Origin of the sequence: Erythrobacter sp. NFXS35 (genome assembly GCF_040148725.1) — a bacterium.
Taxonomy (GTDB): Bacteria; Pseudomonadota; Alphaproteobacteria; order Sphingomonadales; family Sphingomonadaceae; genus Erythrobacter.
In genome coordinates, this window is sequence record NZ_JAGDEB010000003.1 from 193,131 (window position 1) to 215,510 (window position 22,380).

The 22,380-nt window shown below is 64.9% G+C and carries 14 protein-coding genes; 10 read left to right on the forward strand and 4 right to left on the reverse strand.

Annotated elements, in window-relative coordinates:
- Positions 1–16: 16 nt before the first annotated feature.
- From J3454_RS12540 to J3454_RS12555, 4 genes are read right to left on the reverse strand one after another with little or no spacing between them, the layout of a single operon-like run.
- Positions 17–436 (reverse strand): protein tyrosine phosphatase family protein, encoded by a 420-nt coding sequence (locus J3454_RS12540; RefSeq protein ID WP_349514113.1) that lies wholly within the window; start codon positions 434–436, stop codon positions 17–19.
- On the reverse strand, positions 436–855 hold the full coding sequence (locus J3454_RS12545) for a DUF6691 family protein (protein WP_502878595.1): 420 nt from the start codon (positions 853–855) through the stop codon (positions 436–438). The genes J3454_RS12540 and J3454_RS12545 overlap by 1 nt, the downstream gene beginning before the upstream one ends.
- Positions 852–1,316, reverse strand: a complete 465-nt coding sequence (locus J3454_RS12550) for a YeeE/YedE family protein (protein ID WP_349514115.1) — start codon at positions 1,314–1,316, stop codon at positions 852–854. Before J3454_RS12550 ends, J3454_RS12545 begins: the two co-directional genes overlap by 4 nt.
- Complete coding sequence (locus tag J3454_RS12555) at positions 1,313–2,245, reverse strand: MBL fold metallo-hydrolase (protein WP_349514116.1); 933 nt, start codon at positions 2,243–2,245, stop codon at positions 1,313–1,315. Before J3454_RS12555 ends, J3454_RS12550 begins: the two co-directional genes overlap by 4 nt.
- Before the next feature lie 74 nt (positions 2,246–2,319).
- Here J3454_RS12555 and J3454_RS12560 point away from each other — a divergent pair, with 74 nt between their 5' ends.
- The 10 genes from J3454_RS12560 (at position 2,320) to treY (ending at position 22,302) form a co-directional block, all read left to right on the forward strand.
- Positions 2,320–2,970: a peroxiredoxin gene (locus tag J3454_RS12560; protein ID WP_349514117.1), complete on the forward strand. Its 651-nt coding sequence runs from the start codon at positions 2,320–2,322 to the stop codon at positions 2,968–2,970.
- Entirely contained in the window at positions 2,970–3,317 is a 348-nt protein-coding gene (locus tag J3454_RS12565; protein ID WP_349514118.1) for an ArsR/SmtB family transcription factor, read from the forward strand. Before J3454_RS12560 ends, J3454_RS12565 begins: the two co-directional genes overlap by 1 nt.
- A 230-nt stretch (positions 3,318–3,547) precedes the next feature.
- On the forward strand, positions 3,548–5,335 hold the full coding sequence (locus J3454_RS12570) for a DEAD/DEAH box helicase (protein ID WP_349514119.1): 1,788 nt from the start codon (positions 3,548–3,550) through the stop codon (positions 5,333–5,335).
- A 597-nt stretch (positions 5,336–5,932) separates the two neighbouring features.
- Complete coding sequence (locus J3454_RS12575; protein WP_349514120.1) at positions 5,933–8,734, forward strand: maltotransferase domain-containing protein; 2,802 nt, start codon at positions 5,933–5,935, stop codon at positions 8,732–8,734.
- On the forward strand, positions 8,727–11,981 hold the full coding sequence (gene treS, locus J3454_RS12580; RefSeq protein WP_349514121.1) for a maltose alpha-D-glucosyltransferase: 3,255 nt from the start codon (positions 8,727–8,729) through the stop codon (positions 11,979–11,981). Before J3454_RS12575 ends, treS begins: the two co-directional genes overlap by 8 nt.
- A complete protein-coding gene (glgB, locus tag J3454_RS12585) occupies positions 11,978–14,185 on the forward strand; it encodes a 1,4-alpha-glucan branching protein GlgB (protein ID WP_349514122.1) in 2,208 nt (735 codons plus the stop codon). The genes treS and glgB overlap by 4 nt, the downstream gene beginning before the upstream one ends.
- Entirely contained in the window at positions 14,182–16,281 is a 2,100-nt protein-coding gene (gene glgX, locus J3454_RS12590; RefSeq protein WP_349514123.1) for a glycogen debranching protein GlgX, read from the forward strand. The genes glgB and glgX overlap by 4 nt, the downstream gene beginning before the upstream one ends.
- Complete coding sequence (treZ, locus tag J3454_RS12595) at positions 16,281–17,981, forward strand: malto-oligosyltrehalose trehalohydrolase (RefSeq protein WP_349514124.1); 1,701 nt, start codon at positions 16,281–16,283, stop codon at positions 17,979–17,981. The genes glgX and treZ overlap by 1 nt, the downstream gene beginning before the upstream one ends.
- Complete coding sequence (malQ, locus tag J3454_RS12600; protein WP_349514125.1) at positions 17,978–19,963, forward strand: 4-alpha-glucanotransferase; 1,986 nt, start codon at positions 17,978–17,980, stop codon at positions 19,961–19,963. The genes treZ and malQ overlap by 4 nt, the downstream gene beginning before the upstream one ends.
- Positions 19,960–22,302: a malto-oligosyltrehalose synthase gene (gene treY / locus J3454_RS12605; RefSeq protein WP_349514126.1), complete on the forward strand. Its 2,343-nt coding sequence runs from the start codon at positions 19,960–19,962 to the stop codon at positions 22,300–22,302. The genes malQ and treY overlap by 4 nt, the downstream gene beginning before the upstream one ends.
- Positions 22,303–22,380: the final 78 nt, after the last annotated feature.

A 22,380-nucleotide genomic window follows, 5' to 3' on the forward strand; every position in this document is an offset into this window, starting at 1 on the left:
CCTATTCCGAATTCGATCAGTCGCTGGCCGCCAGGCGATCGGCGAGCGCTGACACATCGTATCCGGCTGCCTTGGCGCGGGCGATGCGATCTTCTGCGCTGATCCCGCCGACATTGGCGAGCGCGTCCAGAGTCACGGAACGCGTCCCGGTGCGGCAATAGGCGAGCACCTTGCCCTGTGTTCCGCGCCGGATGGCTCCGAATGCGGCAACCGCCGCTGGCGGAAATAGACCGCCCGCCACCGGTATGTGGTGGAACGCCAACCCTGCCTCCTGGGCGGCGCGGCGCATTTCATCGAGCGGAGGCTGGCCCGGCTCCTCGCCATCGGGACGGTTGCAGATCACCGCAGAGAAGCCTTGCGCGGCAAGGGCGAACAACTCCTCGGGCGCGGGTTGCGGGGCGACCGCGAGAGTCTCGTCGACGATACGCAGTTCCATCATGCTTTTCCTTCCCTCAGCCGCACCAGCAGCATTCCCGCCAGCATCGCGGCCACAAAAATCGCCGCCGAAGGCGGGGCAATCGCGATTGCGGCGAAGCCGGGCCCGGGGCAAAGGCCCGCGATCCCCCAGCCGATCCCGAACAGCGCCGATCCTCCGACCAGTCGCAGAGTGATGTCGCTGCGATCAGGCAGTGCAAAGCCTTCGCCAAAAACCGGGCGCAGCATCCGGCGCTGCATGGCCCAAGCCAGCGCCATCACTATCACCGCCCCGCCCATCACGAATGCGAGCGTCGGATCCCAGTTGCCGAAGATATCGAGAAACCCGCGCACCCGCGCCGGATCGGTCATCCCGCCCAGCGCCAGACCGGCACCGAAGATCGTGCCGGAAACGAGCGAAACGAGCAGGTCACGCATCATCCCAGCACCTCCAGCCCGAGCGCGTTCATCGCCGCGACCGTGGCAAATCCGGTTGCCATGAAGGTGGCGGTGGCGACCAGCGAGCGCTGCGACAGGCGGCTCATGCCGCACACCCCGTGTCCGCTGGTACAGCCCGAACCGAGCCGCGTGCCGATGCCGACGATCAGTCCTGCGATGACGAGCGGCACTGGCCCGGCAAAGTCCGGTGTCGCAGCGCCCGAAAGGTTCATGACGGCCAGCGCGCCCAGCGGCAGGCCGATCACGAACGCCCATGCTGCCGGGCGTGGCATCGAGCCGGACCCGATACTGAAGGCACGGGCAGCGATGCCGGAAACCCCGGCAATTCGCCCCGCCCCCAGCAGCATCAGCGCCGCCGCCAGCCCGATCAGCACCCCGCCCGCAAGGCCCGCAAGGGGAGCCGCCTCAGGAAAGCCAGGCAAGGATGTCCCCAGCAAGCTCATACGGCGTTGATCGGCAGCTTGAGATAGGTGACGCCGTTTTCGTCGGCGGGCGGCATGTGGCCTGCACGCATGTTGACCTGCACCGAAGGCAGGATCAGCCGCGGCATATCCAGCGTCGCATCGCGGGCCTCGCGCATTTGCACGAATTCATCTTCGGTGATGCCGTCATGGGCGTGGATATTGCCCTCGCGCTCGGCCGCGACGGTGGTCTCCCACACATATTGGCTGCGGCCGTTGGGCAGGTAATCGTGGCACATGAACAGCCGGGTTTCGGGCGGCAGCGACAAGATGCGCCGCAGCGAACGGAACAGCTGGCGCGCATCGCCTCCGGGGAAGTCGGCGCGTGCGGTCCCGTAATCGGGCATGAACATGGTGTCGCCGGTGAACACTGCCTCGCCCACGACATAGGCGATATCGGCCGGCGTGTGGCCGGGGACATGCATGACAGTGACCGGGATAGCGCCGATGGTGAAGGTATCGCCATCCTTGAACAGGGCATCGAACTGCGAACCATCCCGCTCGAACTCGGTGCCAGCGTTGAACAGCTTGCCGAACACATTCTGCACCGTCGTGATGTCGGCGCCGATCGCAATCTTCCCGCCCAGCTTTTCTTGCAGATAGGGCGCAGCCGAAAGGTGGTCGGCGTGGGCATGGGTCTCCAGCAGCCAAGCCACTTTCAGATTATGCGAATTGACGTAATCGATCACCTTGTCCGCCGAGACCGTCGAGGTGCGCCCCGCACTGGGGTCGAAATCAAGCACGGAATCGACGATCGCCGCCTCCATCGTTGCCGGATCGTGCACAACGTAGGTGACAGTGTAGGTCGCGGGATCAAAGAAACTCGCGATTTGCGGACGGAGCGAGGCGTCAGCGTGCGCCTGCTCGACCTGAGCGGTAGTCGCCTCCAGGACCGAATCAACTGCACTCATGATAATTCTCCATTTGGTTACATAAACTGTGTATATGTGTTGCAATGCTGGAGTCAAGTGCTATGGAGGACAGCATGAGCGAACACACCACCATCCCTACCCCTTGCGCGGGCCTGCGCATCGGCGACATGGCCCCGGATTTCGAAGCGCGCAGCACCATTGGCCCGGTGCGGCTGTCAGCCTATCGCAAGCGCTGGCTGGTGCTGTTTTCGCATCCGGCCGACTTCACACCGGTCTGCACCACCGAATTCGTCGCCCTGGCGCGCGAGGCTGCGGCCTTCGAGCAGCGCAATTGCACGCTCATGGCGCTATCGGTCGACAGCCTGTTTTCGCATTTTGCGTGGCTGCGCATGATCCGCGACAAGTTCGACCTTGAAGTGCGCTTCCCTATCCTTGAAGATCCGACGCTGGTGATCGGCCGCGCTTTCGGCATGGTTTCGGCTCAGGACAATGACAGCGCCACTGTGCGCACCACCTTCTTTATCGACCCCGACGGGGTAATCAGGGCTATGACCTGCTACCCGGCAAACCTCGGCCGTTCGGTGCCGGAAATGCTCCGTATCCTCGACGGGTTGCAGGCGATCGACGCCCGCGGCGCGCTCGCACCCGCAAATTGGCAACCGGGCGAACCCATGCTGAGCCCCCCGTCCCACGACCTCGACGATGTCTATGCCGCCGACGACATTACCGGCTGGTTCCTGCGCGATACCGGAAGCAAAAGCTGATGGAAGAGGACGATCTGATCGAAGCATTGAAGGCTTTGGCCCACCCGCTGCGCTTCCGCATTCTCACTGCGCTGATTGCGGGCGAACGCAATGTCGGCGAAATCGAGCAGGTGACAGGCATCGGACAGCCCGGGCTTTCGCAGCAGCTCGGTGTGCTGCGCAAGGCAAAGCTGGTCGATACCCGCAAGGAAGCCAAGCTGGTGTTCTATGCTGTGGACGAAGCACAGATCGGAGCGGTCACTGCCGCGCTGGCCGCGCTTGCGCCGGGAATTGCAATCACGGCCGAACCGCCCTCCTCGCTGCGCACCCCCGCCCCTGGAGTCGCCAATTTCGCACGGATGTCTTGACCGCCCAATAGTAGCCAAAGTGGCATTATCAGGTCCTCACCTAACGCCGGTCGAGGGGAATTTGCCTCGTGCATTGCGCTGATATAATCTTTTCTAAAGCCAGAACGCAAAACCCGGCCTATGGAGACCGCAAATCGCCGGTCAGCCGGGCATGAAACCCCATGATCGAAACGCGACTGCGCAATTCGCTGCGGTCCTGCGTGCCACACTCTCATCCTTAGGCCAATGTCATGAACTTCCCCCCGCTCCCCTCCAGTATTGAAGCCGCCTTGGCCGATCGCGGCTATTCGGCGGCCACACAGGTGCAAGGCGAAGTCCTGCAGCCCGAAGCAGCCGGCCGCGACCTGATCGTTTCGGCCCAGACCGGTTCCGGCAAGACCATCGCCTTCGGCCTTGCCATGACCGAGCAACTGCTCAACGAAGAGGGCAAGGCTCCCTATTCCATAAAGCCGCTGGGTCTGGTGATTGCGCCGACCCGCGAACTGGCGTTGCAGGTGAGCCGGGAACTGGCTTGGCTCTATGCCCGCACAGGCGCACGCATTGCGACCTGCGTTGGCGGGATGAACCCGTCGGAAGAACGTAAGGCCTTGCGTTCAGGCGCAACCATTGTGGTGGGAACCCCGGGCCGGTTGCGCGACCATCTCGAACGCGGGGCGCTCGATCTGTCTGCGCTGGCTGCGGTCGTGCTCGATGAAGCTGACGAGATGCTCGACATGGGCTTCCGCGAGGAGCTTGAGGAAATTCTCGATGCAACGCCGGATGGGCGCCGCACGCTGTTGTTTTCGGCCACGATCCCCCGCCCGATCGAGGTGCTCGCCCGCCGTTACCAGCGCGATGCCCTGCGCATCGCCACGATCAGCGATGGACGCGGCCACGGCGATATCGCCTATCAGGCTGTCACGGTATCCCCGCCGGAAATCGAGAACGCGGTGGTCAACCTGTTACGCTATCACGAGGCCGAAACGGCTATCCTGTTTTGCGCCACCCGCGAGAAAGTCCGCCACCTCCACGCAGTCCTGCAAGAGCGCGGCTTCGGGGTCGTTGCCTTGTCGGGGGAACATTCGCAGTCGGAACGCAATCAAGCGCTGCAGGCGCTGCGCGACCGCCGGGCGCGGGTCTGCGTCGCCACCGATGTCGCCGCGCGCGGAATTGACCTGCCCTCGCTCAGCCTCGTCATCCATGTCGAAGTGCCGCGCGATGCCGAAGCCTTGCAGCACCGTTCGGGCCGGACCGGCCGTGCCGGGAAAAAGGGCACCGCAGTTCTGATCGTGCCGTTCTCGCGGCGCAGGCAGGTGGAATCGATGTTGGGCCGTGCCAAGATCGAGGCGGAATGGACCGACGCACCCGATCGGGAATCGATCAAGGCGAAGGACCGCGAGCGCTTGCTCGAAAAGCTGCTGCAGCCCATCATCGTGGACGACGGCGACCGCGACCTGGCAGAGCGCCTGCTGGCCGAACGCACGCCGCAGGAAATCGCCGCCATGCTGGTGCAGGCGCATCGTGCGAAGCTGCCGGAACCCGAAGATCTGATGGCCAACACCCCCGAAGCGCGGCGCGAGGCGCAGAAGGATCGCCATCGCGCCGGATTCGAGGACACCGTGTGGTTCCGGATGGACCTTGGTCGCCGCCAGAATGCCGACCCGCGCTGGGTGCTGCCGTTGCTCTGCCGACGGGGACACATCACGCGCAACGAAATCGGCGCCATCCGCATCGGCCAGAACGAGACGTTCTTCCAGATCCCGCGTCCCATCGCCGACAAGTTCGCCGATGCTGCTGCACGAACAGCGATCAGCGAAGGCGATGACGAACCTGTCACCATCGAACGCTCCGAAAGTGGACCGCGCGATGTCGCCAGGGTCAATCGCAAGGCCTCCCATTCACGCGACAACGCCAATGCGCCGCGCGTGAATCCCAAGCCCCGCTTCAACAAGTTCGACAAGAACAAGAAGCGGGAAAAAGGGACCAATCCGTCGAAGCCGCACAGGGGCGGCAAACCGTCGCCGCAGGGCAAGACCTGAGGCGATTGCCATCGGCTCACCAGTGACCGGTGGATAACGCCCGCCGCTTCGTGATCTCCCCGCTTCCCTGCCTCTGGGCTTACGCTGCGTCATTGCAGACAGTTGCAGTTTAGCCGCCTTTGCCGGGCGGCCATATCACTGTGCGGGTTTACCCCGGATTTCGACCTCGCAACCGACCCTGTCGTCGCAGCCACGCATCTGCGTCCGTTGCCGCAAAAAGGGTTTTGCGGTGACCTGACCACCTGTGAGCGCTTAACCGGTGGAACATTCCGCCTGATGCCCTGTTGAATTTTCATGGGTGAAAAAAGACGAACAGCGAGCGCATTTTCCAAAAAGTCCGGCACAGAGGGTCTGAGTCTCTGTTCCTTTGACCGGAACCCCTCCAGCTTCGAAATCGATAATGTTCAGAGTTCCGGCTTTGAGGGTGCCCTTATTTCAATCGACCCGGGCCACGACGAAGCGATACTTACTAACTTCGATCAATATACCGGGAAGGTATTTTTAAGGCTTCCCATCGACAGGTTTGCCGCAGATGATGAACTTGTCGCTCTGCATCCGGAATATTTTGCTATTCGGCGCGATGCGAGTGCAGAGGAGGTGCTCGATCCGCGCCGGCCTGCCCCGGCAACAGGCGAAGCGCGCGCGCGATTGCGGGTTGTTACGCTGGAGCACGACGTAGGTCGCCGGATCGCAGACCGCCTTCATGCGCTTGCCGATCAGGGCGCCGCAGGGTTCGTTTTCGACGGACTCGAAGCGAGCGCCGCGCCATTTCTACGCAAGCTCCTGCCCGAACTTCGCGGTCGTCACGCAGGCCTGACGCTGGTGGCAGCGACCCCGGGTCTTTCGCGCGAAGACGCCGCTACGCTTGCCGGTTCCGGGTTCGACTATTGCCTTTCCTCCTTCGGCTGGTGGGACATGAAAGCGCGTTGGCTTATGGACGAACACCGGGCGATTTCTCCCATTTGCCCGCTGATCGCCGAAATTACGCCAGCCGCCGCAAGCCGGGCGAGCGATCCCGCTGCTGCGCACGCGCTGCTGATCGCCGCGAGCTTTACAGGCGCGGGCGTGATCGTGCCGGATGATCTGGCGGCGCGGTTGAAGGAACGCCCGGGGCTTTGGGCGGGGCGCGATGATCTTGGCGGGCGCAGCATACCGCAGGGGGGGATGGAATTCCTGACCTCGATCGGTGCGCCCACCACCGGAATCGTGCGCTACGACACCCTGACCGAGCGCGATGCACGCCGCGCGGTGGCGCTGCTGCTCAACCCGGCAAGCGAGCCGCGGGCACTGCCTGCCACCCTGCTGGACGGGCAAAGGTTTCGTCTGCCGGAAGCGGCGGGCAGCAGCGATACACTGACCCCGCATGAAGCGCGATTGATCGAACTTGAAGCGCCGCGCGCCATCACGATGAAACCGCGCGGCTCGCGCAAGGCGGCAAGCGCCGCGGCGGCGCTCCCACGGATCGTGATCGAGAATCTTGCTCCGGTGGCCGCGGGCGGGCCGTTTGCGGTCAAGTGCGTGGTTGGCGAACGGATCGACGTAACCGCACACATCTACGCTGACGGCCATGAGAAGATCGGTGCACGCCTGCTGTGGCGGGCCGAGGACGAGAAAGAATGGCGCGCCGTTCAGATGCTCGAAGAAAGCAACGACGAATGGTCCGCCGCCTTCGCCCCCGAACGGCTCGGGCGGCATGAATACACCGTCGAGGCATGGGACGACCGGTTTGGCTATTTCCGTGAAAGCATCGGCAAGAAGGTCGACGCCGGGGTAGCCCAACCGGTCGAATTCGAGGAGGGGCGGCAGTTCCTTGAGGCCGCGCGCGACCGCGCCGACGCGGGCCACCGGGACACGCTCGAACATGCGCTGGGCCTGCTCGGGAAGGCTGCGGATGACGCTGCGCGCCGCGACGTCTTCACCGATCCCGCCGTCGTCGAGGCTATGGAAGCGCTCGACGCGCACCACCACCGCGCCATAGCGGCTCCGGTGCTGGTCGATGCCGAACGCCGCGAGGCGGGGTTCTCAAGCTGGTACGAACTCTTCCCCCGCTCGATGACCGAAGACAAGGCGCGGCACGGCACGCTGCGTGACGTGATCGACCACCTTCCGCGCGTCGCTGCGATGGGGTTCGACACCCTGTATTTTCCTCCGATTCACCCGATCGGGACGACCAACCGCAAGGGGCCGAACAACACCCTGACGCCTGAGAAAGACGATCCGGGCAGTCCCTATGCGATCGGCAGCGCGGAAGGCGGGCACGACGCGATCCACTCCGAACTCGGCACCTTCGATGATTTCCGCGCCCTCGGCGCGGCAGCCAACGCACACGGGCTCGAGATCGCGCTCGACTTCGCGATCCAGTGTTCGCCCGACCACCCGTGGCTGAAGGAGCACCCCGGCTGGTTCGCGTGGCGGCCCGACGGCAGCATGAAATACGCCGAGAACCCGCCCAAGAAGTATCAGGACATCGTTAATGTCGATTTCTACGGGCCGGATGCGGTGCCGGGCTTGTGGGTGGCGCTGCGGGACGTGGTGCTGCTGTGGGTGCGCGAGGGCGTGAAGGTGTTCCGGGTCGACAATCCGCACACCAAGCCGTTCGCCTTCTGGGAGTGGATGATCCGCGAGGTGCGCGCCGCGCATCCTGAAGTCATCTTCCTGTCCGAAGCCTTCACCCGGCCCAAGGTGATGTACCGCCTCGCCAAGATCGGATTCTCGCAGAGCTATACCTATTTCACCTGGCGCAATTCCAAAGCGGAGTTGACCGAGTATATCGAGGAGTTGACGCAGGAAGCGCCGAAGGATTTCTTCCGCCCGCATTTCTTCGTCAACACGCCCGACATCAACCCGGTGTTCCTGCAAACCGGCGGGCGGCCAGCGCACCGCATCCGGGCCGTGCTGGCCGCCACGCTATCGGGCCTGTGGGGCGTCTATTCGGGGTTCGAGCTGTGCGATGCCGCGCCGCTGCCGGGGCGCGAGGAATATGCCGATTCCGAGAAATACGAAATCCGTCCGCGCAATTGGCGCGCGCCGGGCGACATCGTCGAGGACGTGACCCTGCTCAATCGCCTGCGCCGTTCGCACCCGGCGCTGCAGACGCACCGCAACACGATCTTTCTGCCCGCGCATAATGATAACATCATCTATTACGCCAAGCCTGCGCCTGATGGCGACGAGATGATCCTGATCGCGGTCAATCTCGATCCGCACGGCGCGCATGGGTGCGAATTCGAGGTGCCCCTGTGGGAGTTCGGCCTGCCCGATGACGGCGAAGTCGCGGTCGAGGATCTTGCAAGCGGCGCAAGCTTCCGCTGGCAGGGCAAAGTCCAGTCGCTCCACCTGACGCCCGATGATCCCTACCGCATCTGGCGCATAACGCCGACAGGAGGCGCGCATGGCTGAGACTGCTCTCCGACTGCCGTTCGAAGAAACGAACTTGGACCCCTCGTGGTACAAGGACGCGGTCATCTATCAGCTTCACGTCAAGAGCTTCTTCGATTCCGACAATGACGGGATCGGCGACTTTCAGGGGCTGATCGGCAAGCTCGATCACATCGCCAATCTCGGCGTCACTGCAATATGGCTGCTGCCGTTCTACCCCAGCCCCCGGCGCGACGACGGCTACGACATTGCCGATTATTACGGGGTCAGCCCCGATTACGGCACGCTGGAAGATTTTCGCACCTTTGTCGAAGCGGCGCACGCACGCGGGATCCGCGTCATCACCGAACTCGTGATCAACCACACCTCGGATCAACACCCTTGGTTTCAGGCCGCGCGCAAAGCGCCTCCTGGAAGCCCGGAGCGCGAGTTCTACGTGTGGTCGGACGATGACCAGAAATACGCCGGCACGCGGATCATCTTCTGCGACACCGAGAAATCGAACTGGAGTTGGGACGAGGAAGCGGGCGCATATTTCTGGCACCGTTTCTATTCGCACCAGCCCGATCTCAATTTCGACAATCCCAAGGTGCTCGAGGAAGTCCTCAAGGCGATGCATTTCTGGCTCGATACCGGGGTGGACGGGCTGCGGCTCGACGCCATTCCCTATCTGATCGAGCGCGAGGGCACCTCCAACGAGAACCTGCCCGAAACCCACGACGTGCTGCGCAAGATCCGCGCCGACCTCGACGAGCATTATCCCGACCGAATGCTGATTGCCGAGGCCAATATGTGGCCCGAGGACACGCAGCAATATTTCGGCCCCAACGGCGAGGAATGCCACATGGCGTTCCATTTCCCGCTGATGCCGCGGATGTACATGGCGCTGGCGCAAGAAGACCGCTTCCCGATCACCGACATCATGCGCCAGACCCCGCCGATCCCGGAACAATCGCAATGGGCGATCTTCCTGCGCAACCATGACGAACTGACGCTGGAAATGGTCACCGATGCCGAGCGCGATTACTTGTGGGAGACCTATGCATCCGAACACCGGGCGCGGATCAACCTCGGCATTCGCCGCCGCCTCGCCCCGTTGATGGGCCGCGACCGGCGCCGGATCGAGTTGATGAACGCGCTGCTGCTGACCATGCCGGGTACGCCAATCATCTATTACGGCGACGAGATCGGGATGGGGGACAACATCTTTCTCGGCGACCGCGACGGCGTGCGCACCCCGATGCAGTGGTCGCCAGATCGTTCGGGCGGTTTCAGCCGGGCCGATCCCGCGCGGCTCGCGCTGCCGCCAATCCAGGACCCGCTCTACGGCTATGAAGTGGTGAATGTCGAAAGCCAGGAGCGCGACAGCCATTCACTGCTGAACTGGACCCGGCGGATGCTCGCGGTGCGCAAGGAATACCGCGCTTTTGGCCGGGGCAGTCAGCGGTTCCTCAAGCCGCGCAACCGCAAGGTGCTGGCCTATCTGCGCGAACAGCCTGCATCCGATGGCGGCAGCGAAAGCGAGACCATCCTGTGCGTCGCCAACCTCGCCTCCAGCGCGCAGGCGGTCGAACTCGATCTTGCCGAATTTTCCGGCCACGTTCCGGTCGAACTATCGGGCGAAACCCCGTTCCCGGCGATCGGCCAATTGCCCTTCCTGCTCACCCTTCCGCCCTACGGCTTCTACTGGTTCCGGCTGGTCGAAGATGTAGAGGCACCCGAATGGAGTTCGGGCGCACCCAACGAAGATGTCGAACACCACACCTTCGTGCTCAGGCCCGAACTTGCCGACGTGCTGGAAGACGCGAACCGCGAGGTGCTCGAAGACGAGATCCTGCCTGACTACATCCCCGACCGCCGCTGGTTCGGCGAAAAGGACGTGGACATCGATGAGACCCATGTGGTGCGCCATGTCCAGCTCGACGAAGACCTGATCCTGACCGAAGTCGACGTCTCCAACGGCAAGAGCATCTACGCCCTGCCGCTCGGGATTGCGTGGGAGGGGGAACACGAAGGGCCGTTCGCGCCCAATCTCGCGCTCGCCCGGGCGCGGCGCGGACGCCATGTGGGCCTCCTGACCGATGGCTTCGCCGTCAACAGCTTCCCGCGCGCGATCATCCGTTCGTTCCGCGAAAACGCCGAATATGCGGTGGGCCGGGGCAAGCTGATATTCGCGCGCGAAAATGGCTTCGACCTCGACGAGGACACGCCGGCCGAATGGCTCGCCGCCGAGCAGTCGAACTCCACCCTGATCCTTGCGGAGAAGGTCGTGGTCAAGCTGCTGCGCCGCCTTCAGCCGGGCATCCATCCGGAAGTCGAAGTTACCAAATACCTGTGTGATCGCCAATTCGCGGCTGTCGCGCCGTTCCTCGGCGAAGCGCGGCGGGTCACATCCGACGGGACGAGCTATACGTTGATCCTCGCGCAGGGATTTGTGCGCAATCAGGGTGACGGCTGGCGCTGGACGCTGAACGCGCTCGAACGAGTGGCGCTCGATGCGCGCGACCTGCCCGATGAAGGCTCCCCGGTTCCCGGCTACGGGCATTTCGCAGGGCGCATCGGGCAGCGGCTGGCCGAGATGCATGCGCTGCTGGCGGAACCCACGGACGACCCCGCCTTCGCGCCTGAAACGCTGGACCGGGGCGCTGCCGGCCGGCTCGCCGAGCGCGTGAACGAGGGCTTCGACCGTGCGCTCGCAATTCTGCACCGGGCGGAATGGGAGGACGCAGAGGCCGAGGCACTCGCCCGGCTTGACCGGCGCCGTGAGGCGTTGCGCGATCGGATCGTCGCGATCGCCGCCGATGCGACCGGAACCCCCACCACGCGCATTCATGGCGACCTCCACCTCGGACAATTGCTCGTGGCGGGTGACGAGGTGGTGTTCATCGACTTCGAAGGCGAACCGAGCCGCCCGGTCGAGGAACGCCGGGCCAAGGACGTGCCGCTGCGCGATGTCGCGGGAATCCTGCGCAGCTTCGCCTATGCAAGCGCGGCTGTCCGGCGCGAGTTGCCGGCGCTTGCCACACGCGAGGCGGAGCGCGCGGCGCAGCTTTTCACCCGTTTCGAGATCGAGGCCCGGCGCGACTTCCTTGCCGCCTACCGCAAGGTGGCCGAGCCTTTCCCTGCCCCCCTCGTCGACCTCTTCGAATTCGAGAAGGCCACTTACGAGGTCGCCTACGAAGCCGCGAGCCGGCCCGACTGGCTTGCGATCCCGCTTGCCGGTCTTGCCGCCGCTGCCGAGCGCCTGATGTCAGGAGATACACATTGAGTCCCTTCACCTCGGAACCCGATCACGGTCTTGCAGCAATTGCTTCCGAAGCGGTCGAGGGCCGCCTCACCGATCCGTTCGCCGTTTTCGGTCCGCACGGCGAGGGCGCCAACCGGGTCGTGCGCAGTTTCCTGCCGGGCGCAGAAGGCGCCACTCTGGTGAACGCGAAGTCGGGCAAGACCATCGCCGCGATGGAGGACGTCGGCCACGGCCTGTTCGTCGGCAAGCTGGGGCGCAATCGCCATTACCGCCTCAAGATCCGTTGGCCCGATACGGTGCAGGAGACAGAAGACCCCTATAATTTCGGCGTGGTGCTGGGCGATCTCGATCTGCACCTGTTTTCCGAAGGCCGGCACCGCGACTTGGCACGCAACTTCGGCGCGGTGCCGCGCCGGATCGACGGCACGCAGGGCGTGGTATTCAGCGTCTGGGCGCCCAATGCCCGGAGGGTGTCGGTGGTGGGCGACTTCAACGGCTGGGACGGCCGCCGCCACCCGATGCGGCTGCGCCACGATGCGGGGGTTTGGGAACTGTTCGTACCCCGCATCGGCCCTGGCGAACGCTACAAGTTCGAAATAGCAGGCGCCAATGGCGCGGTGGTGCAAAAGGCCGATCCGCTTGCGCGGCGCACCGAGCTGCCGCCCGCCACCGCCTCGGTAATCGAAGCGCTACCCGATTTCACATGGTCGGATGACGACTGGATGGAGCGCCGCCACGCCGCGCAGCAACCCGACCGGCCCATGGCGATTTACGAGGTTCATCCCGGAAGCTGGATGAAACCGGGTGAGGATATCCATTCAACCTTCGGTTGGCGCGCGCTGGCGGAACGGCTGATCCCCTATGTCGCCGATCTCGGCTTCACCCATGTCGAGTTCCTGCCGATCATGGAGCATCCCTTTGCAGGATCGTGGGGCTATCAGCCGCTGTCGCAATTTGCGCCTTCGGCCCGCTTCGGCACGCCCGAAGGTTTCGCGCATTTCGTTGACGCAGCACACCGAGCCGGAATCGGCGTGATCCTCGATTGGGTCCCGGCCCACTTCCCCACCGATGCGCACGGCCTTGCCACCTTCGATGGCACACACCTTTACGAACACGCCGACCCGCGCGAGGGTTTCCACCAGGATTGGGATACGTTGATCTACAATCTAGGACGGCGTGAGGTTGCGGGCTTCCTGCTGTCGAGCGCGCTGTGGTGGGCGCGCGAGTTCCATGTCGACGGGCTGCGCGTCGATGCTGTCGCCTCGATGCTCTATCGCGACTACAGCCGCAAGGAAGGCGAGTGGGTGCCCAATATCCACGGCGGGCGCGAGAACCTCGAAAGCATCGCCTTTCTGCGCGAATTGAACCAGCGCCTCGCCGCAGATGGAATGGGCGCAATCACGCTGGCCGAGGAATCGACTGCCTTCCCCGGCGTTACTGCGCCGGTGGCCGAAGGCGGGCTGGGCTTCGATTACAAATGGAACATGGGCTGGATGCACGACAGCCTCGAATATATGTCTCGCGATCCGGTGCACCGTTCGTGGCACCACAACGAAATCACTTTCAGCCTCGTCTATTCCTTTTCCGAAAAGTTCGTTCTGCCGATCAGCCATGACGAAGTGGTGCACGGGAAAGGCTCGTTGCTCGGCAAGATGCCCGGCGACGAATGGCGCCGATTAGCCAACCTGCGCGCCTATTTCGCGGTGATGTGGAGCCATCCGGGCAAAAAGCTGCTGTTTATGGGCTGCGAACTGGGCCAGCCGACCGAATGGAACCACGACGCGCAGATCCCGTGGGATCTGCTGGAGGACCCAAAGCACGCGGGTATCCAGCGGCTGGTGCGCGATCTGAACCGGCTCCATGCTGAGGAAGGCGCGCTTCACGCCCGTGATGCCGATCCGGCGCATTTCGACTGGATCATCGGTAATGACAGCACCAACAGCGTGCTGGTGTGGCAACGGGAGGGCAAGGAAGGCGACGCACCGCTGGTAATCGCCGCGAACCTCACGCCCGAACCACAGCGCGACTATCGCGTCGGGGCGCTGCATCGCGGAACCTGGGACGAAATTTTCAACAGCGACGCCGAAATATACGGCGGTTCCGGAATGGGCAATGGCGGGAGCCTGCAGACCTCGGACGAACCGCTGCATGGCCGCCCCGCCTCGCTCTCGCTCGTCCTGCCACCGCTCGGCGTGATCGTCCTCAAGCCCGGGAGCGGCGCTTGATCGGCGGCCGGTTGGAGCCCGGTGCTCCCTATCCGCTTGGCTCGACCTTCGACGGGTTGGGCGTGAACTTCGCCGTCTTTTCCGCGCACGCGGAGCGGATCGAGCTGTGCTTGTTCGATGCGACCGGCAAACGCCAGCTCGCCACCTACGACCTGCCGGAATGGACCGACGAGATCTGGCACGGCTACCTGCCGGGCGCACGCCCGGGTCAGCTTTACGGGTTTCGCGCCCACGGCCCCTATGCCCCGCACGAAGGCCACCGCTTCAATCCCAGCAAGCTGCTGATCGATCCCTATGCCCGCAAGCTGGAAGGCCCACTGCGCTGGACCGACGCGCTGCACGGCTACAACATTCGCTCGCCCCGCGCCGATCTCAGCCAGGACCGGCGCGACAGTGCCCGCGCGATCCCAAAGAGCGTTGTCACCCACGAAAGCTTCGACTGGTCGCAGGACCGCCGCCCGTGTACCCCGTGGTCCGAAACGCTGATCTACGAAACCCATGTCAGGGGGCTAACCAAGCTGCTCGAGGACGTGCCGCCGGCCGAACGCGGAACCTACGCCGCCCTCGCCCACCCCAGCGTGATCGAGCATCTCCAGCGCCTCGGCGTCACCGCGCTCGAACTGCTGCCGGTGCAGGATTTTACCAACGACCGATTCCTGCAGGAGAAGGGCCTATCCAACTATTGGGGCTATAACACCCTGTCGTTCTTTGCCCCGCAGCGAAGTTATTTCGCCTCGCCGGGCGATCACGACGAACTGCGCATCGCGGTGCGCCGGTTGCACGCGGCGGGGATCGAGGTGATCCTCGATGTCGTTTACAATCACACCTGCGAGGGATCGGAACTCGGCCCGACGCTGAGCTGGCGTGGGCTCGACAACGCCGCCTATTACCGGCTGCAGGACAGCGACCGGCGGCATCTGGTCAACGATACCGGGACGGGCAACACGCTCAACTTCTCGCGCACGCGGGTGGTGCAGATGGTGATGGATTCGCTGCGTTACTGGGCGACCAGCTACGGGATTGACGGGTTCCGGTTCGATCTCGGCACGGTGCTGGGCCGCACCGACGAAGGGTTCCGCCCCAATGCCCCGCTGTTCGCCGCGATCCGGCAGGACCCGGTGCTGCAGAAGCTGAAGCTGATCGCCGAGCCGTGGGATATCGGGCCGGGCGGCTACCAGCTGGGCAACTATCCGCCGGGCTTTGCCGAATGGAACGACCGATTTCGCGATTCGGTGCGCCGCTACTGGCGCGGCGACAGCGCGCAACGTCCGGAACTCGCCGCACGCATCGCAGGATCGGGTGACCTGTTCGACCGCCGTGCGCGGCGACCCTGGGCCTCGGTCAACTTTCTCACCAGCCACGACGGCTACACCCTCGCCGACCTCACCGCCTACGAGCATCGCCACAACGAAGCGAACAAGGAAGGCAACCGCGACGGGCATGACCACAATTACGCGCGCAACTGGGGCGAGGAAGGGCCGAGCGAGGACGAGGAAACGAACGCCACCCGTGCACTGGTGCGCCGCTCGATGCTGGTCACATTGTTCGGCTCGCTGGGCACACCGATGCTGCTGGGCGGCGACGAGTTCGGCCGCACCCAGCGCGGCAACAACAACGCCTATTGTCAGGACAACGGGATCAACTGGTTCGACTGGCAACAGGCGCGCTCGGACGATGGCGAAGCGATGACCCGGTTCGTCGCGCGGTTGGCGCAGATTCGCCGCCGCCACCCGGTGTTGCGCAGCGCCACCTTTTTGCACGGCAACGAGGAGGCCGCCGAGGATTTGCCCGACATCGACTGGTGGGACGAACGCGGGATGCGCCTTGCGCCCGAGGACTGGGACAATGGCGAGGGCCGTGCGTTGCTGATGCGCCGGGCCGAGCGGCGCGAAGACGGGTCCATTGCGACGGTGAGCCTGCTGCTCAATGCCAGCGACGAGGCGCTGACCTTCAATTTGCCCCCTCCGGACGTTCCCCGCCGCCTGCTGATCGACTCCGCGCATCCCGAGGCGGAGGAGCAGGACGGCATCCTCGACACCTACCTTCTCGCATCACGCGCGGCGGCGCTGCTGGCGTGGCAACAGGAGCGGGGATAATGCGCTGGGGCCCGCGACTTCTTGGCGGCGGCAGGGCCGAGTTTTCCGTATGGGCACCCTCCGCGAGCACGATGACGCTGGTCCTCGCCGACGGGGACGAGATGGCGATGGAGGAGCGTGCGGGCGGCTGGTTTACCGCGCAGGCCAGCGCGCCGGATGGCACGCGTTACCGCTTTCGCCTGCCGGATGGGCGCGAGGTGCCCGATCCAGCGTCCAGAAGACAGGACAGCGGAGTCCACGGCTGGAGCGTGGTCTGCGATCCTGATGACTATGTCTGGCGCAATCCGGACTGGCGCGGGCGACCGTGGGAGGAAACTGTCATCTGGGAGTGCCACGCGGGTGTGCTCGGCGGGTTTTCCGGTGTCGCAGAGACGCTGCCCGGACTCGCGGCAATGGGCGTTACCGCAGTCGAACTGATGCCGGTCGCGGCGTTCGCCGGGAATCGTAATTGGGGGTATGACGGAGTTCTGCCTTACGCTCCGGCAGAATGCTACGGATCGCCCGCAGAACTGAAAGCACTGGTCGACCGGGCGCATGAACTCGGTATCTCGATGATCCTCGATGTGGTCTACAACCACTTCGGGCCGGACGGAAATTACCTCGGCGCCTATGCCGCAGACTTCTTCCACGATGCGCACACACCGTGGGGGCAGGCCGTCAGCGTGGACAAGGAGCCGGTGGCGCGGTTTTTCATCGATAACGCGCTGATGTGGCTGGAGGAGTATCGCTTCGACGGGCTGCGGTTCGATGCAGTGCACGCGATTGGCGACAATGCTTTCCTCGATCGTATGGCACGCGAACTGCGCGCCGCGACTGAAGGCCGGCATGTCTATTTGGTGCTGGAAAATGAAGCGAACGATCCTGAACGGCTCGAAGGACCGTTCGATTCGCAGTGGAACGATGATTTTCACAACGCGCTCCACGTGCTGCTGACAGGCGAGACCGCCAGCTATTACAAAGCGTTCGCCGATGATCCTGCCAAGCGCCTCGCCCGCTGCCTCGCCGAGGGTTTTTCTTATCAGGGCGAAGACGTCGAACCGGGCCGCACCCGCGGGGCGTCCAGCGGCCACTTGCCGCCGACCGCCTTCGTCAATTTCGTCCAGAACCACGATCAGGTCGGCAACCGCGCGTTAGGTGAGCGCCTGCTGTCGCTGGTGGGCGATCCGGCGGCGCGGGCGGCGACCGCGCTGTTGCTGCTGTCGCCCGGCATCCCGTTGCTGTTCATGGGCGAGGAGGTCGGCTCTCTCGCACCCTTCCTGTTCTTCACCGATTTTCATGATGACCTCGCCGATGCGGTGCGCGAGGGGCGGCGGCGGGAGTTTGCGGAGTTCCCCGCCTTCGCTGACCCGGCGGCGCGCGCGGCAATCCCCGATCCAAATGCGCGCGCGACTTTCACCGCGTCGCGGCCTGAACCGGGGCCGGATGCCAAGGATTGGCGCGCACTGTATCGCGACCTGCTGGCGGTGCGCGCCGGCCACCTCGTCCCGCACCTTGCCGGGACCAGGAGTCTGGGCGCAGAAGCAGTCGGTAAGCGGGCGGTTCGCGCCGGATGGCGGCTCGGCGACGGAACCGTGTGGCAGGTTTGCGCCGGCTTCGACCCATCGGGTTTTTTGGGAAGTCTTCCACAAGGCGAGGCTGTGCGCCAGGTTGGCGATCCGGCCTCCGGCCCATTCTGCATCGTCACCCGCGAGGAAGCATGAGCGGGCTCGATCGCCTTGCCCGCGAAGCCGGGCTGCTGCCCCAGTGGGAGGACGCGGCGGGGACAGCGCAGGAGGTGAGTGCCGAGACGCTGGAGTTGGTGCTGGCTGCGCTCGGCCTGCCTGCCGCAACGCCGGAAGAGATCGACACCAGCCATCAGCGGCTCGCCGACTTGCGCGCCGAAGGCGGACAGCGCTTCATCTCCGCGACCGTCAGGGAAACCATTATGCTGCCTGCGGGTATTGACACGCCGGCTGCACTGGTCCTCGAAAACGGCGAGCGCCGCAATATCGATCAGGCCGCCCGCACTATCGGGGCAATCCCCGAGCCGGGCTACCACCGCCTGCTTCATGGCAGAGGCGAGACCACGATTGCCGTCGCGCCCGAACGCTGCCTTGGTGTCGGCGATGTCGTGCCCGGCGGCAGGGCATGGGGCATCGCCGTACAGCTTCCCTCACTGCGCGGGCAAACGCATGGTGGCGGCGCTTTCGGCGATCTCGGGACACTGGCGCAAGCGGCCGAAGCGCTGGGTCGCAGCGGCGCGGACTTCGTCGCGATCAGCCCCATCCATGCCCTGTTTCCGGCAGACCCGCGCCGCTTCAGCCCGTATTCGCCGTCGAGCCGGACCTTTCTCAACGCTTTGCTGGCCGACCCTGCATTGGTCGGGGGCGAGGCAGAAGCGGACGCATCCGGCGGCGATCTCATCAATTGGGAAGCGGCCATCCCCGACAGGCTCGCACGCCTGCGCGGCCTGTTCGACGCAGCCTCTCCCGCAGAACGCCGCCGCATCGCCTCGCTCGATCACGTGTCCGATGATGAGCGCGCTGTCCACGCCCTGCACGATGCGCTGCACGCGCATTTCACTGGCGAAGGCCAGCACGGCTGGCGCGAATGGCCTGCTGAATACCGCCAGCCGGACAGCGCGGCGGCGATCGCCTTTACCGCTGAAAATTCCGACGAAATCGCCTTTTATGGCTGGTTGCAGGGTCTTGCCCGTCACAGCTTGTTGAACGCCCAGCGCACTGCGTGCGGCGCAGGAATGGGCTGCGGGATTGTGACCGACCTTGCGGTGGGGGTCGATCCGGGCGGAGCGGATTGCTGGACGCGGCCCGAGGCCTTCCTCGAAGGGCTGTCGGTCGGCGCTCCGCCCGACCTGCTCGGCCCCGAAGGGCAGGACTGGGGGCTCACCACCTTCAACCCGCTCACCCTGCATAACGATGAATTCCGCGCCTTCCGCAAGACGCTGGCGGCGGCAATGGGCGCGGCGGGCGGGGTGCGGATCGACCATATGCTCGGCCTTGGGCGGCTGTGGGTGGTTCCGCATGGGTATCCATCTTCAATGGGCTGCTATCTGACGATGCCGCAGCGCGACCTCATGAACGTGCTCGCGCTCGAAAGCTGGCGGCACCGCTGCATTGTGATCGGCGAGGATCTGGGCACCGTCCCCCCCGGTTTCCGCGACGCGATGCGGGCGCGCCGCGTCCACGGAATGCGCGTGTTGTGGTTCGAACGGGACGCGGACGGCGTCTTCACCGATCCCGCTGACTGGACGCGCGAGGCGGCCGCGATGACCAGCACCCATGATGTGCCGACACTCGCCGGATGGTGGCGAGGACGCGATCTCGACTGGGCGCAGGCTTTGGGGCGCATTGCTGATGAGGCGGAGAGCCGTACACAGCGCAAGGCGGAGAAGGCAGCGCTCTGGCGCGCATTGTGCGACGCGGGCCACGCCGAAGGGCCGCCCCCCGCCGACCCCGCGCCGTTCGTCACCGCCGCCATCGCCCATGTCGCCGCCAGTGCCTGCGATCTGGCGCTGGTGCCGCTCGAAGACCTCGCCGGGCTTCCCGAACAGCCCAACCTGCCCGGCACGATTGACGAGCATCCCAACTGGCGCCGCCGGATGCCGCATACGGTAGAAACATTGCTGGCCCGGCCCGAAGTGGCCGCACGGGCGGCGGCGCTCAACCAAAGCAGACCGGCATGATCCCGCGCGCAACCTATCGGCTCCAGTTCCACCCCGGCTTCACACTGGAGGACGCACGGCGGATCGTGCCGTACCTCGCCGATCTGGGGGTCAGCCACATCTATTGCTCCCCGCTGGCCGAGGCGCGGACCGGATCGACCCACGGCTATGACGTGACCGATCCGGCGCGGATCAGCGACATCCTCGGCGGGGAACGGGCGCTGCGCACGCTGGCGAGCGAACTTGCGGAGCACGGCATGGGCCTGATCCTCGACATCGTCCCCAATCACATGGCAGCGAGCCTCGAAAACCCGTGGTGGGCCGATGTGCTGCGGCACGGGCAAGCGAGCCGCTACGCCGATTTCTTCGATATCGACTGGAGCCGCCATGACGGGCGCATCCTGCTGCCGGTGCTCGGCGCGCCGACCGAAGAAGCTTTGGCCGCCGGTGACATCACCATCGCCGAGACAGGCGAAGGCCCGGTCTTGCGGCTCTATGGCGAGCAGGATTTTCCGCTTGCGCCAGGCACAGGCGACGGGGGCGACATCACGGCGATCCTTGCGCGGCAGCACTATCGGGTCGCGTGGTGGCGGCGGGGCCATGACGAGCTCAACTGGCGTCGCTTCTTCAGCATCAGCGAACTCGTTGGACTTCGGATCGAGGACGACGGCGTGTTCGAAGCGGTTCATGCCCTGCCCCTGCAGCTCTACCGCGAAGGGGTGATCGACGGGCTCAGGATCGACCATGTCGACGGGCTGACCGACCCGGCGGCTTATCTTCGCAAACTGCGCGGACGGCTGGAGGCGGCAGGGCGCGAGGACGGTCCGGCATGGCTTATCGTCGAGAAGATCCTCGCTCCCGGCGAAACCCTCCCCGGCGACTGGCCGGTGGACGGGACGACCGGCTATGAGTTTATGGAACAGGTATCGCTGCTGCTCCACGCTCCCACGGCGGGCCCGGTGCTGGAGCAGGATTGGGCGCGGGTATCGGACCGTCCGGCCGATTTCGAGGAGGAGGAACGGCTTGCGCGCCGTCAGTTGCTGCAATGGGAATTCGGCGCCCAGTTCGATGCTTGTGTCGATGCAGTCATGGCGCTCGCCCAGCGCTCGCCCGCGACAGCCCGCCACACTCGGACAGCTTGGACGCGTGCGGTCGAGGCGTTGCTGATAGCCTTCCCTGCCTACCGCACCTACGGAACCGGACGCGCCGCGCCGCCCGAGGACGCACGCACCCGCGCCAATGCCGCGCGCAATCTGCCTGCCGTCGCCCCGCCGGGAGAGGCGGCGCTGGGCCAAACGATCCTCGGCTGGCTTGCCGGTGATGGCCCTGCAGCCGCGCACGCTGCGGAGTTCGTCCAGCGGTTCCAGCAGCTATCTGCGCCGATCGCGGCCAAGGCTGTCGAAGACACCGCCTTTTACCGCCACGGGCGGCTGATTTCTCGCAATGATGTCGGCTTCGCGCCGGCGCGTTTTTCCGCGCCGCCCGATGAGTTCCATGAATGGCAGGAGGCCCGCGCGGCGCGCTGGCCGCGGTCGATGCTCACCACCGCGACCCATGACCACAAACGCGGCGAGGATGTGCGCGCCCGGCTGTTCGCCATCAGCGAAGTGGCGAAGGAATGGACCGGCCTCAGCGCCCAGTGGCGGCAGGCCTGGCCGCGCGCGGGCGGGATTGATCCGGGTGACCTCAACATGCTGTTACAGGCCATCGTCGGCGCCTGGCCGGATGAAGACGGCGAACTCCCCCGCTACGCCGAGCGCCTGCGCGGCTATGCGGTCAAGACCCTGCGCGAGGCCAAGCTGCGTTCGTCCTGGACGGCGCCCGATGAGGCTTACGAGCGGGCCATGACGGACGCTGTCGACGCGCTGGTTTTGAGCGGGGAAGCGCAGCAAATCAGGGCTGAGATCGGCGACTTTCTGGACCGAATTCGCCCGGCCGAGCGGATCAAGGGCCTTGCCCAGCTTTTCCTGCGCCTGACCTGCCCCGGCATTCCCGATACCTATCAGGGGACAGAGCTGGCCGACCGAAGCCTCGTCGATCCCGATAATCGCCGCGCAGTGAATTTTGCTGTGCGCGAGCGGGTTATGCGGGCTGCAGACGACGAGAAGCTCGTGCTGCTGCGCGACCTGCTTCATCTGCGTGCGCAGCATCACGATGCGTTCGCTGGCGACTACCGCAGGATCGCTTCGGACCCTGATTGTATCGCCTTCTCGCGCGGGGCTGGCGCCGAACGGCTGGTCATGGTGACCGCGCTGCGGAGCAAGGCAGGAAGCCCTCGCGATTGGGTGCATGGAATGGAAACGGGCGAATTGCGCGACCTGCTTGGCGCGGTTCTGCCCTGCGCGGTGTTCGCCACTTGATGATCGCAGCGAAACTTGCCGTTCGTCGCACACTGCAAGGTCACCCATGTTAGCGACACCCATGAAGCCGCGTGGTTC

What these genes read in the sequence shown, in the direction of transcription:
- J3454_RS12540 (WP_349514113.1), bottom strand. Translation starts at nt 436, where the DNA reads ATGGAACTGCGTATCGTCGACGAGACTCTCGCGGTCGCCCCGCAACCC.
- J3454_RS12545 (WP_502878595.1), bottom strand. Translation starts at nt 855, where the DNA reads ATGATGCGTGACCTGCTCGTTTCGCTCGTTTCCGGCACGATCTTCGGT.
- J3454_RS12550 (WP_349514115.1), bottom strand. Translation starts at nt 1,316, where the DNA reads ATGAGCTTGCTGGGGACATCCTTGCCTGGCTTTCCTGAGGCGGCTCCC.
- J3454_RS12555 (WP_349514116.1), bottom strand. Translation starts at nt 2,245, where the DNA reads ATGAGTGCAGTTGATTCGGTCCTGGAGGCGACTACCGCTCAGGTCGAG.
- J3454_RS12560 (WP_349514117.1), top strand. Translation starts at nt 2,320, where the DNA reads ATGAGCGAACACACCACCATCCCTACCCCTTGCGCGGGCCTGCGCATC.
- J3454_RS12565 (WP_349514118.1), top strand. Translation starts at nt 2,970, where the DNA reads ATGGAAGAGGACGATCTGATCGAAGCATTGAAGGCTTTGGCCCACCCG.
- J3454_RS12570 (WP_349514119.1), top strand. Translation starts at nt 3,548, where the DNA reads ATGAACTTCCCCCCGCTCCCCTCCAGTATTGAAGCCGCCTTGGCCGAT.
- treS (WP_349514121.1), top strand. Translation starts at nt 8,727, where the DNA reads ATGGCTGAGACTGCTCTCCGACTGCCGTTCGAAGAAACGAACTTGGAC.
- treZ (WP_349514124.1), top strand. Translation starts at nt 16,281, where the DNA reads ATGCGCTGGGGCCCGCGACTTCTTGGCGGCGGCAGGGCCGAGTTTTCC.
- malQ (WP_349514125.1), top strand. Translation starts at nt 17,978, where the DNA reads ATGAGCGGGCTCGATCGCCTTGCCCGCGAAGCCGGGCTGCTGCCCCAG.
- treY (WP_349514126.1), top strand. Translation starts at nt 19,960, where the DNA reads ATGATCCCGCGCGCAACCTATCGGCTCCAGTTCCACCCCGGCTTCACA.